General features: G+C 43.4%; 8 protein-coding genes and 1 pseudogene. 1 reads left to right on the forward strand and 8 read right to left on the reverse strand.

The features are described 5' to 3' along the window. Positions 1-277: 277 nt before the first annotated feature. From J2S74_RS03890 to J2S74_RS03925, 8 genes and pseudogenes are all read right to left on the reverse strand, one after another. Complete coding sequence (locus tag J2S74_RS03890; RefSeq protein ID WP_307322078.1) at positions 278-1,516, reverse strand: Gmad2 immunoglobulin-like domain-containing protein; 1,239 nt, start codon at positions 1,514-1,516, stop codon at positions 278-280. A 185-nt stretch (positions 1,517-1,701) separates the two neighbouring features. Further along, complete coding sequence (locus J2S74_RS03895; RefSeq protein ID WP_307322081.1) at positions 1,702-2,487, reverse strand: SDR family oxidoreductase; 786 nt, start codon at positions 2,485-2,487, stop codon at positions 1,702-1,704. Positions 2,488-2,620: 133 nt separating this feature from the next. After that, on the reverse strand, positions 2,621-3,613 hold the full coding sequence (gene cuyA, locus J2S74_RS03900; RefSeq protein ID WP_307322084.1) for a D-cysteate sulfo-lyase: 993 nt from the start codon (positions 3,611-3,613) through the stop codon (positions 2,621-2,623). 41 nt (positions 3,614-3,654) lie between these two features. Beyond that, on the reverse strand, positions 3,655-4,614 hold the full coding sequence (locus tag J2S74_RS03905; protein WP_307322087.1) for a 2-hydroxyacid dehydrogenase: 960 nt from the start codon (positions 4,612-4,614) through the stop codon (positions 3,655-3,657). A 109-nt stretch (positions 4,615-4,723) separates the two neighbouring features. After that, positions 4,724-4,939 (reverse strand): annotated as a pseudogene (locus J2S74_RS03910) (short-chain dehydrogenase); the annotation flags it as partial. A gap of 266 nt (positions 4,940-5,205) precedes the next feature. Next, positions 5,206-6,048 (reverse strand): FG-GAP repeat domain-containing protein, encoded by an 843-nt coding sequence (locus tag J2S74_RS03915; RefSeq protein ID WP_307322089.1) that lies wholly within the window; start codon positions 6,046-6,048, stop codon positions 5,206-5,208. A gap of 437 nt (positions 6,049-6,485) precedes the next feature. Beyond that, positions 6,486-9,578 (reverse strand): efflux RND transporter permease subunit, encoded by a 3,093-nt coding sequence (locus J2S74_RS03920; protein ID WP_307322091.1) that lies wholly within the window; start codon positions 9,576-9,578, stop codon positions 6,486-6,488. Between the two features lie 316 nt (positions 9,579-9,894). Then, complete coding sequence (locus tag J2S74_RS03925; RefSeq protein ID WP_307322093.1) at positions 9,895-11,217, reverse strand: efflux RND transporter periplasmic adaptor subunit; 1,323 nt, start codon at positions 11,215-11,217, stop codon at positions 9,895-9,897. Between the two features lie 608 nt (positions 11,218-11,825). Between J2S74_RS03925 and J2S74_RS03930 the strand changes: the two genes are divergently transcribed. Next, positions 11,826-12,692 (forward strand): AraC family transcriptional regulator, encoded by an 867-nt coding sequence (locus J2S74_RS03930; protein WP_307322094.1) that lies wholly within the window; start codon positions 11,826-11,828, stop codon positions 12,690-12,692. The last annotated feature ends 38 nt before the right edge of the window (positions 12,693-12,730 follow it).

Below are 12,730 nucleotides of genomic sequence, written 5' to 3' on the forward strand. Positions count from 1 at the left end.
ATTGTTTATTCTAAGAAGAACAAAGACAAAATGACAACAAGCGACCCCCTAATTAAACATTTGCTAACTCGTTAAAAAAGAGTAAATTATTTTAAACTTTATTTTTGGGTTGTGAAAGCTAGTGTCACTGGAAAGTAGCAGTGGTGTTGCGATTGCGTTCGGTTCGCGGCAAATTACGTGGATAATGAATCCATATTACTATACCGCAAACTTATTTACAGGAGACGAATTTTATAAAACAATCAAAGAGGGACGTTTGCTCAACGTCCCCTCGAATTCATTTATTTTTTACCGTTAGAGGTATTACCAATTCATTTATTCTTGAGCCGTCTTTGGCACTTTCTTCGAATAGGATTAGGGTAACAGTACTGTTCGAAACATAATCAAAGTCGATGAGTATTTCAAATTCTCCCCACTCTGGTGCACCGTCGGATGCTGTAGTGAATCCCCTAGCTAAGATATAATGACCATCCTCCAGTTCATACTGCAATGTGGCCTCAAATACTCTCGCTAATCCGCGGACCACCACTTGATTTTCTACCTCTGTGTACGGTGCAGGTTGAAACACTTTAAATGCATTATTCTCTAAGATTACCTCTGGGTCTGAGTTATCCGGTTCATTGATAACTGCCCCGTTGATCACATTTAAAGGGAGAGCTAGCTGATTTTTCCAAGAGCCGTCTTTGGCGTTTTCCTCAAATAAAAATAGTGTTACAGATCCACTTGGCACTTTGGCTAAATCAATCACAAGCTCGAACTCTCCCCAATCAGGTGCTCCATTACTTGCAGTTACAAAGCCACTGGCAAAAATATAATGGCCGTCTTCCAACTCATACTGCACTGTACCTTCGTACACTCTAGCCAGCCCACGGACGACTAATTGATTTTCTACTTCGGAGTTCGGTGCAGGATCAAAGATCTTAAAGGATTCATTTTCTAGTACAACCTCTGGGCCCGGGTTGTTAGGCTCTACAACCTCTTTCTCATTGGCCACTTCTAACGGGATGGCTAACTGATTTTTATGCCAAGCCCCGTCTTTGGCGCTTTCTTCAAAAAGGTATAGGGTTGCGGCTCCACTTGGCACGTCCCTCAAATCAATAAAAATCTCAAACTCTCCCCAATCAGGTGCTCCATTACTTGCAGTTACAAAGCCGCTGGCAAAAATATAATGGCCGTCTTCCAATTCATAATGCACGGTACCTTCATACACCTTTGCTAGACCACGAACGACTAACTCTGTCTCCACCTCCGCGTTGGGCGATGGTTCGAAGATTTTAAATGCTTCGTTTTCCAAAACTACTTCTCGTCCATCCGCAAGATCCTCCCAATTGGCAGCGTCCTCCCTTTCCCCATCTTTAGGGTCCGTAGCCTCTGAATTACCATTCGTATCTTCCTCCGCTGATGTATCAGACCCTCCATTAGGTAACGGATCTTCCACTATATCATCCTGACTGCAGGCAACAAATAACGTTAAACAAGCGGCAACGACCATCCATCGCTTAAAAAAGCCTTTCATTTCATTCAAGCCTCCTATTGGATCATAATAGGAAAAACACTGTCTATTACTTTAGCTATAATGATTACTATATGTTCAGGCGGCAAGCATGGGAACACGACGCAGTCCCCATTGTTCTTCCTTCACTAAGTATGACGGTAGGATTCCAAAAAGGTCACGCCTATTTTTTTCAAAAAAAATCTTTATTATCCTCGTAATAAAGATTCTCCCCCATCGATATATATTTCTGTTCCCGTTATATGTGAAGAACGAGGTGATAATAAAAATTCCACTAAGTCTGCCACTTGTTCGACGGACCCTGGCCGATGTTCTAACGGTTGATCTCCTTCTGGAAACTCCATTGGAATGCTGACTTCTTTTAAATCCTTTGATTTATGAATACTTTCTCCAATATTCGTTTTAATTGCCCCAGGGCAAATGGTGTTTACTCGTATTTTATATTGTGCAAGCTCTAGTGCCGCCATCTTCATAAAAGCAACTTCCGCAGCTTTACTTGTGCTATAAGCGCAAAACCCTGCTTGCGAGAACACCCGGTTTCCACTTACGGAACTATTAATAACGATACTGCCACCATCTTCTTTCAAGTACGGGATGGAATATTTCACTGTGGCAAAGGTACCCCTGACGTTTGTCCCTATTGTTTTATCCCACTCTTCTATGTCCATGGTCTCTATGGGGGCCAGCGTTCCTGCAATTCCAGCATTGGCAAAAACCATATCAAGCCTTCCCCATTGCTCCATAACGTCCTTAACTCCCTGCTCAACATCCTTTGCATCTGAAATATCACAGACTACAGCCATTGCCTGTCCTTCTTCCCCATTTATTTGTTTTATACACTCATGGATCTTTTCCATACTAATATCAAAAATACATACTCTCGCACCATATGCTATCAACCGTTTGGCAACAGCCTTCCCCATCCCGGAAGCACCACCAGTAACAATAGCCACTTTTCCTTTGAACTCCGACATTTAAACATTCCCACCTTTTCACAAAGTTCTCTTTATTATTCCCCCCTAACCTATGTGTATTAGAAAAACTTGGTTTAGTTCTCGAAAATCAAAAGACGGATCCCGTGTTTACGAGATCCGCCCTATTTTTTTCCTAAAAGAGAGGGGCATAAGCGTATAATGCCGGTGTACCGCCAGAGTGGATAAATAAAATGGTATCACTTTGCTTAAAGTAGCCTTGCCTTGTGAGGTCAACGATTCCAGCCATTGTTTTTCCCGTATAAACTGGGTCCAGCAAAATAGCCTCGGTCCTACCTAATAGTTTCACCGCTTCTACCATCTCCTTCGTAGGCATAGCATAACCTGGACCTACATATTCCTCAAAGCAAACTACCGTATCACGTGGAGGGTTGTTGGCTAATCCTAAATGGGTCGCCGTCTCCTTCGTAAGCTCATAAACTTTCCCCTCTTGTTCTACTTTCCCACGACTAACATTAATGCCAATGACCTTCGTTTTACTTCCCCTTGCAAAAAATCCAGTAATCAAGCCTGCATGCATACCGCCGCTTCCGCTCGTACAAACCACATAATCGAAGTCTATACCTTGTTCCTTCGCCTGTTCCAGGATCTCCTCTGCACAGGCTGCATATCCTGTAATTCCTGTCACGTTGGAACCACCTACAGGAATCACATAAGGGCTTCGTCCCTCAACTTTCACTTGTTCTGCAATCTTATCCATTTCCTCATAGACATCTGTTCCGTTTGGAACGATCTTTATAGATTCCGTACCTAATAATTGAAATAGAAGGAAATTACCATTTGTCTTTGTTAGGTATTGATCCACTTCGTTCTCTTCTAGGACAAGAATACACTTTAGTTTTTCCTTCACACAGGCCCCTAAGGTTAGGCGGCAGTGATTGGATTGAATTCCACCTGCTGTAATAATCGTGTCTGCCCCTTTCTGTAGGGCATCCCCTATGAGGAATTCTAGTTTTCTTGTTTTATTTCCCCCCTCGGCTAAGCCAAGTAAATCGTCCCTTTTGATATAAATGTTAGGACCATTTAACGCCTCAGTAAAATGTGTCGCCTTTTCAATAGGCGTTGGGGAATAGGTATAATTCCTCCGCGGAAACTGTTCAATATTCAACGAAATCTCCCCTTCCTGAACTTTTTTATAAAGTTGTGCACCTAAACAGAGTAGTAGGTTCCCTTGCCAGTCAGGGCAGCCACTAAATTTTTTGCGGCGAGCATGGCCATGGCATTTCTTGTTTCAGCTGTTGCTGAGCCAATATGTGGAAGTGTTACTACGTTTTTCATCGTCAACAAGGGGTTCGTTGGCTCCACCGGCTCTTGTTCAAAAACATCTAAACCTGCAGCCAGAATTTCTCCCTTCTGTAATGCCTCAATCATCGCTTGTTCATCCACCGTTTGTCCCCGTGATGCATTGATAAATATTGCTGAGTTTTTCATTTGCTTAAACTCTTTTTCCCCAATGAAATGCTTTGTTTCGGGGGAAAGTGGAACCATTAATACAATAAAATCGGACTCACTTAAAAGGTCATCTTTCGATTTGTATTCAATATGTAATTTCTCTTCCACCTCTGGCTTACGGCTTCGATTGAAATAACTAACCTCCATATCAAATCCGTTCTTCCCTCGCTTCGCAATGGTTTCGCCGATGCGTCCCATTCCGATAATTCCAAGCTTCTTATGATGAACATCCACTCCGAAGCGCGGATTGTCATCCCCCTTTTTCCACTCTCCACGCTTTGTCATTGCGTCTAACTCCGGGATACGCCTGGCTGCAGAGAGCATTAAAGCCATCACAAGATCTGCAACCGTATCATCTAAAACATATGGTGTATGAGTGCCGATTACTTTGTATTTTCTCATAGCCTCGGTGTCAAAATGATTGTACCCAACGGAAATAGTACTAACAGCCTTTAGCTCTGGTGCCTGCTGCAACAGTTCTTCATTAATAGCCGAACCAGTAGTAATGAGGCCTTGGACATCTTTTATTTCTTTAAGGAGTAGCTCGCGAGGCATTTGGGTCGATTTGTCCCATACCTTTAAATCCACATGTTCTTCTAAATACGATTGTATATTTTGCGGAAGTTGTTTTTCGGAAAACACTTTTTGTTTAGTCAAAATCACTTTCCCCTTTCTTTTGGTTGGATTCTATTTACCGGAAAGATGAATGGCTCTGTTTCGCGACACTTCTTGCCTGCTTCCTCATCAACTTGTCGCGATCCACCAATCACACTCCCGTATCATACATAGCTGGAATATTGATTTCCTTAACACAGGAAGCATTTGACAGATGGACAACACATTTTACAAGGGAAACTAGATCGTGAACAGGAATTTGCTTCCCTTTATATGTAGCAAGGACTTTCTCCGCACCCTCCTCATAGGGAATTTGCGCAGCTATACTCCCAGGATTAATACACGTGACCCCAATTCCATACTTCCTTTAAGTTTTCACGCAAAACATGACTTAACAATCCATACCGTGTCTCCCTTTTCAGGAACCCCCTTCGCAAAAGCGTCTCCTAAGCCCCGGCTCCCACCGACTACCATGTAATTCTTCAATCTTCCCTACCCCCTTCTTCCTTATCTCATTTTCACACTCTATTATTAGTATAGTATGAATTTTCACTATTTGAAAAATTAAGTGGATATATTTTAAACTTGGAACTCTAAAAAGGTTGTTCAAGGGACTGAACAACCTTTTTAGAGCTAATTTATTTTTTTGGATTTTTTCTTTTTCTCTAGCTGTTTTCTTAGTTTCTTAAAGTTTTTGACCTCATCGGGCATGGATAATTCTTTAACTAATGCCATTCCCTTTTCAATGGACTTTTTAGCTTTCTGGAATTGGTTGGCTTTGACCTGTGCATCTGCTAAAGTGTACCAATAAAACCACGCATCCATTTGCGCTAGTTTCTCATTGTAGAATGCTTCAATTTTTGGATAGTAGGCCTCATATAACTCCTCATCATAAACTAATTTTTTCCCATTCCATGAAAGAACCTCTACAAAATGGGTGTCTGCGATATACCGCTGCCACAGGGCTAGTCCTATCGTTTTACCTGGCAACAATTCCAACATATGATAAGGGACCTTTCCAATTTCCTTCAGGGACTTGTTTTTCCACTGAAAAATCTCTAGAGAATTCCCCGCGGAAGCACCGATGGTCACCCCGAAAAGGTATTCGTCGGTACCATCCCCAGTAATATCTGCAAAACCGGAGTAGTCGAGTCCGACACCTTGAAATAGCGTCTCCCAAATCTTCTTCCACCCATCCTCATCCCTTTTTAAAACCATTGCACCATACCGGGAAGGGGACGGGAATATCTTGGCTTCCAATACATAGGTAACCAAGATTTCTTCCTTCCCATCCCCATCAAAATCATATAGCTGATAGGCATCGGTATTTGCAGGTGCTACCGGACTCACTAACGTTCCCTCGACAGGGACAAATTCCCTTATGATCTCCAGAAGATCATCATCAGCGTGACTTGTCATTGGTGAAAAATAGATTAGTGCAATGGTGAATAAGGTAAACAGCATCCGTTTCTTCATCATAAATCTCCCTCACTTTTATCAGTCGGAGATATTATGCCCATTTTTTCTCTTAATTCAAAAAACCTTTATATAGTATAGCTTGGATACGCTACAGGCGGACCAATTACGCCTAAAGGCAGCCCACGTCCTGTGGGCAACGGCGTAATGTCACCGTCCTAGTTCCCCGCGGGCAACGCTTCAGCCTCCTCGGGAAAACCGCCCTGCGGTGTCTTCAGCCGTAATACCTGTCTCTTCCTCTACAAGCATTGCTTCGTAGCGCATCCGTCGAGACAACTCGTAGTGAATTCAAGAAGTTAAGCTCGTCGCTGGAGTCGCCGCCTTCCGCTTCTCCAAGCTTCAAGAAGCAACAAAGTTTGCGAAAAACGCCTTTTAAAAAACGTCTAACAGATTGAATTCTGTTAGACGTTTTACGATAGGTAACGGAGGTTGTGCCCTCAGTTCCCAAACCTTTTCTTTTTAAACCAATCTGTTAGCTGGTCTGTGTATATATACATTACTGGAACGAATACTAGTGTGATCAATGTGGAGAAGGATAGTCCGAAGACGATGACTGTTGCCATTGGGGCTTGTAGTTCTGCCCCTTCTCCAATACCAATGGCCAGAGGCACCATGGCTAAAACGGTAGTAAGCATCGTCATGAGAATTGGCCGCAATCGCATTGGCCCCGCTTCTAAGATTGCTTCTTCCCTTGAATATCCCCGTTCACGCAATTTATTAATATAATCTACCAGCACGATGGCATTGTTCACGACAATCCCTGCCAGCATGATGACCCCTATGAACGCGGGAGCACTTAATGGCCGTCCAGTTACGAGGAAGCCAATCATAATTCCGATAAAGGTTGCCGGTAAACTAAACATGACAATAAACGGATACAATACCTTTTCAAATTGGAACGCCATTACTGCATATACAAGGAAGATGGCCAATGATAAGGCAAGGACTAAGTCGGCAAATGCCTCCATCATCGTTTCATATTCTCCCCCAATGCTATAGTCGTAACCTTCAGGAAAAATGTAATTACTTAATTCCACCTCAATATCCGCAATGACACTTCCTAAATCCCGATCCATAATATCCCCTGTGATGGAAACTCCACGAGACTGATTTTGACGATTAATGGTTGTAGGACCTTCCGCTTGTACGAATTCCGCCACGGCGGATAATGGGACGATATCCCCTGTTTGTGTTAAGATCGGCAGCCCTTGTAATTGGGAAAAATTCGTTCGGTAGTCTTCCGATAAAATAACGGTAATGCTAACTTCCTGGCCTTCCGTTTGCATTAAGGAGGCCACCTGACCGCTCACGCTCGTCCTTACTGTATCCATTACTTCTGCATAGGAGAGGCCATACTGATAGGCAAGGTCTCGATCCACATGGAGTTGCATTTCTGGTCGCCCTTCTCCAAGGGAATGTTCTATATTGGCTGCTCCAGGCACCTCACTAATTATATCCTTTAAATCATCGGCAATGAGATGAAGGGTTTCAAGGTCGTCGCCCCGCACATCAATACTGATAGGGTCACCGCCCATCCCGCCACTCTCAAAGGCTCTCACATTCACATCTATGTTGGGTAGAGTGCTAGTGAATTCTCCGAACTCATTAATTATTTCATTGGTGGTCACATTCCGCTCACTTGGGGAGACTAACCGGACGTAAAAATTTCCATTATTCGTTCCCCCTCGTTGCCCCATCATCCCACCGCCACCAATGGATGTGTGAACTACTTCGATGGCATCGATACTAAGTAAAAACTCCTCGATCTCCCTTACCGATTCCCTTGTTTCTTCAAAGGTAGTTCCTGGGGGTGTTTCAAAACCTGCCATAATCTCCCCCTGGTCAAAGGATGGGATTAATTCCATCCCAACAAATCGAACAGTACCTAAACTACCTACTAGAAGAAGGAGTGTTCCTAAGACAACGGTTTTCTTATGATCGATGGCCCATTGAAGTAATCTTCCATAGGCTTTCGTTAGTTTCTCCAACCTATTTCCAATATCCTTGGCGAGTTTTCTTAAGCCCCTTGCTTCTTCTTCCTTCACTTCCGTCGCAACTAAATCCGGCAGCAATAATCCAGAAAGCATTGGAACGATCGTTAAGGAAACAACTAAGGATGCTAACAAGGTAAAGCCCACTGTTAAGGCCAATGGAATAAACAGTTCTGCTGCAATTCCACTCGTAAATACGATCGGGACAAATACAACCATACTTGTCATGGTGGAGGCAATAACTGCGGAGGAAACCTCCTTTGCCCCTTCATATGCCGCCTCTTTTTTACTGTAGCCCCGTTCCCGGAACTTATAAATGTTTTCCAAAATAACGATGGAATTGTCCACCAAAAGTCCGATCCCTAAAGCAAGTCCCCCTAAGGTGATAATGTTAATCGTTTCCCCGGCAAAGTACAGTAAGGTGAAGGCAGAAATAACCGCAATAGGAATGGACAATCCAATAATCAAGGTACTGCGGAAGCTCCTTAAGAAGACCAGTAGTACTAGCAAGGCCATGGAACCCCCGAGGATCATGTTCAATGCAACACTATCGATGGAATCGGTTATAAAGATGGACGAATCCATGATCGTTGTGAGCGTAACCCCTTGCGTAATATTTCGTTGAAGCCTTTCCAGCTCCCTCGAAACAGCTTGTGCCACTTCAACCGTATTGGCATCAGAGGTCTTAGAGATATCCATACTTAACGTCGGTTCCCCATTCACATAAGCAAAGGCCGACATTTCGCTGAATGTATCCTTTACTTCCGCCACGTCAGATAGCTTAATCAATTCACCTGTTCGTAACGGAACATTAATGTTCTCCAACTCAGCTACCGTTCGGAAGTCACCAACGATTCGCAGGGCCATCTCCTGGCCACCTCGCTCAATTTCCCCAGCAGGTGCACTTCGGTTTTCCCCAGCGATGATTTGGGAGAGCTGAGAAATAGTCAAACCGTATCGCTGCATTAAGGACAAATCTGGCTCCACAAGAATTTCCCGCTCACGACCACCAGCAAGATCGACAGAAGCAACACCAGGGATTCGCTCAATTTGTGGAATGATATTGTCCTCCGCTATATTTGTAAGGCGGGTTAAATCCATATCCGCCGAGATTCCCACTTGCATAATTGGCATTTGGTTAGGATCAAATCTCATTGGCGTAGGACTGCTGGCTCCTTCTGGGAGCGTCTGACGCACCATATCGATTCGATCCCGTAAATCTAGCATGACAGAATCTAGATTCGTATTAAAATCAAACATTAATAGAATTAACGATTGGTTTTGCGTTGAAATAGACTGAATCGTTGATAACCCTTCTGTGGCCGTTAATGCTCCCTCTAAGGGGCGGGTTACGAGATTCTCCACCTCTTGTGGGGCAGCCCCTTGATACGGCGTCGAAATAGCCACAATAGGAATCTCTAAATCTGGCATTAAATCGACCTTGAGGCCTGTTAGGGACACCCCGCCCAATATGATCATAACGAGGGCAGCGATAATCACCCCTACTGGCCGTATGACCGATTCTTTTATGAGTCTCATTGAATTTCCTCCATTTTTGTTACGTGCAGTACTAGAGTCTGTTCAAAACTCCCATGTCTTTACAGACACCACGATAAATAAAAACTATTTTTAGATGCACTAAATTTTGGAAGTTAATTTACGCTTCAGGCACTCGCTTTCCGCGGGCAACGCTTCAGCCTCCTCGGGAAAACCGCCCTGCGGTGTCTTCAGCCGTTGCTTTTCCCGCAGGAGTCTCGTGCCTTGCGCTTCAATCAACTTTGTTTGAAAATAAGCAATGAATAAAACATAGTTATATTATAAAAAGGGGTGTTTTTCCCTGTTTGAACAGACTTGATTAATTGGAAAAATTGAAGTCGTCTCCGTTGCGTACGTTGATTTGGGCTCCATCATAAAGCTGATGTATCCCTCTCTCTACAATGAACTCTTCTGCTTCCAGGCCATTTACTATCTCAAACCATTCGGAGGTTTCATTGCCGATCGTAATCCTTCGTCGCTCCACTGTTTCCCCGTCGGCCGTGACATAAACAAATTTTTCCCCGTTTTCATCCACTACGGTTCTTACTGGCACGAGTACTTGCTCCTCAGTTACATCGGTGTGAATGATGGCTCTCGCATGCATGCCAATACGAAGATCCTCGTCAGCGTCCGTAATAGTGATTTCCACTGGATAGGATCGGGATTGTTCCCCTGGCATAATCCCAATATATTTAATGAGTCCGTTGTACGTTTTATTAAACGATGGGACATGAATCTCTACCTCTTGGTCCACCTTGAGATTCGGGAGCATTGATTCATTTACATCCATTCTCACCAGTGGCTCATCCATTTGCACAAGCTGCAATAATGGCGCTTGTGGGGAAACCATCTCTCCGACCATCGTATTAAAGTTCGTAATTTGTCCTGCCATAGGTGCCGTAATCACCGCATTGGATTTTTGCTTCTCCGCCATTTCCAATGCGATCTCCGCCTGTTTCACCTGTGCTTCCGCCGCTTCCAGTTGAGCCGTTCCCTCTGCCTGCTCCAATGCCATTTCCGCTTGTTTGACTGCCGTTTCCCCTTGGGCAATATCTCGTTCCGTAGGCAAATTACTCTCAAGATTGCTCATAATCAGTCTTGTAAAAAACTCTTGAAACTCTTCTGGAATATTGTCTACATCCGAAAGGAGCTCCGCATCTACTAGCTCATCCATTGCCTCTTCTGCATTGGACAACATGTCATGTAGCTCTTGGGCTTGTTCCAATTGAAGCTCTGCCTGCTTAATCCCCTGTTCCCTCATGGCCTTTGCACTGTTGTAGTTTGCCTCTGCCGCCTGCAATCCAGCCCGAGCCTGGGAAATGTTCAGTTCAATGTCACTGGCATCCACTTCAATAAGGACATCTCCCTTTTCTACCGTATCTCCGTTTTCTACATGAACAGCGGTCACTTCTCCCGTCAACATGGAAAGGACCGGCATGTGCCTCGCCGCCATTATGGTTCCTGAAATACTAGCCTCATCCGTTAAAATCCCTTTTTCCACTTTGATAATCTCCACTGGAAAAACAGGGTTGCTCTCCTCTTCATCCGATTGAGCCTCCGATTCCCCGTTACAGCCTACTAAAAAAAGGAAAGCTATTGTTGTAAGGCATATCCGTTTAACGTTCTTCGATACCGCTTCCATTCTTTCCCCACCTTATTTTTATTTCAATAATCACCGCTCATCATTTCTAAAAAACATGTACAAATTCTATTAAATCATAAATCCAGTAAAATATTAGTATATAAACCTACAATTTTAAGAACAAAATGTTGGAAAAGTTATGGTTTCTGAATGAGTGAGGTTGGTAATTTTTTGTTTTTTAGTTAATTTAAGGAAATGAAACCCCATACTACCTCAACAATCCCCCATACTAAGCTGATTATCCCCCAACCTCCCCCATTAAAACCCCATACTATACCGATAATCCCCCATCCTTTTCAAACTTAAACAATATTCCCTTCACCTTATAAGACCTTTACAATCATTTTAACGAAAAAAGGCATTATACTTAAATGTATAGCATTATAATAGGCTCTTCAAAACTCCCATGTCTTCGATAAATGAAAACTATTTTTGGCTGTGCTAAATTTAGAAGTTGATTTACGCTTCAGGTACTCGCTTCAATCAACTTCGTTTGAAAATAAACTATGTTTTAATACGTGGGTATTTGAACAAAGACTGATCGGGATTATTGAAAAAAGTCACTAAAGTAGTTTTCTGCAGTCGCCCACCGAAAGGAATGGCAAATTATGATTAAACCTGGGGAGATTTTATCCAAACTTAATAGACTTGTTTTTTCTATTATTCTCGTTGGCTATAAAACGTGTGACCCTAGTTGGTACCATCCTCCGCGGCAGCAGGCTTTTCACTCCCTTTGGTTCATTTCCAAAGGGAAAGGAGAATTCATCATTAATGGAACAAGTTACCCCGTAGAGGCTGGCAAGCTATTCTTCTTTGAACCAGGCATGATTATTGAGCGTTCCACAGACCCTAAAGAACCACTGGAATATTACTTCATTCGTTTCACTTTTGCGGCGGCCTTCGTTGAAAAGGACCAATGGAATTTTTCCAAAGAAGATAACATAGACTTTCCCCTCTCCGGTATGTACAACCTGCAAAATCCTCCCCAGGCTGTGAATCTATTGGAGCAATTGCTGGACTTAAGAAAAAGGCGAGGAGCCACCGTAGCCATGAAGCAAAAGCTCTTATTCTTAGAATTGCTCTTTACAATTATTCAGGATTTTCGATCCCAGAAGGCCCTCGGCAACACTACCAACGCCATCGATTCTACGGTGGATTATTTGACGACGCACTATAATGAGCCCATTACCCTTCAAGGTTTGGCAGAACAGGCGGGAATGAGCGTTAGTCACTACTCCCGTGTGTTCAAAAAATTCATCGGATACAGTCCCATGGATTACCTTCTCCACGTACGGATGGACCGTGCCAAAGAATTGTTAGTGTTATCCGATTACAAGCTAAAGGGAATTGCCCAAAGTGTCGGTTACCAGGATGAGTTTTACTTCAGTCGAATTTTCAAAAAAGTGGTTGGAGTCTCCCCCACGGAATTTGCCAAACGGCACAAAACGAAAATGGCGTCTCGGAGAACGAGATGAATAAGTGATGGTATTTGCTTCGCTCGTCGCTCGCCCAC

The organism is Evansella vedderi (assembly GCF_030813435.1).
Taxonomy (GTDB): Bacteria; Bacillota; Bacilli; order Bacillales; family Salisediminibacteriaceae; genus Evansella; species Evansella vedderi.

Excerpts from the sequence above, each read along its gene's own strand:
- J2S74_RS03930 (WP_307322094.1), top strand. The coding sequence starts at position 11,826 with ATGATTAAACCTGGGGAGATTTTATCCAAACTTAATAGACTTGTTTTT.
- J2S74_RS03895 (WP_307322081.1), bottom strand. The coding sequence starts at position 2,487 with ATGTCGGAGTTCAAAGGAAAAGTGGCTATTGTTACTGGTGGTGCTTCC.
- J2S74_RS03915 (WP_307322089.1), bottom strand. The coding sequence starts at position 6,048 with ATGAAGAAACGGATGCTGTTTACCTTATTCACCATTGCACTAATCTAT.
- J2S74_RS03890 (WP_307322078.1), bottom strand. The coding sequence starts at position 1,516 with ATGAAAGGCTTTTTTAAGCGATGGATGGTCGTTGCCGCTTGTTTAACG.
- J2S74_RS03925 (WP_307322093.1), bottom strand. The coding sequence starts at position 11,217 with ATGGAAGCGGTATCGAAGAACGTTAAACGGATATGCCTTACAACAATA.
- J2S74_RS03920 (WP_307322091.1), bottom strand. The coding sequence starts at position 9,578 with ATGAGACTCATAAAAGAATCGGTCATACGGCCAGTAGGGGTGATTATC.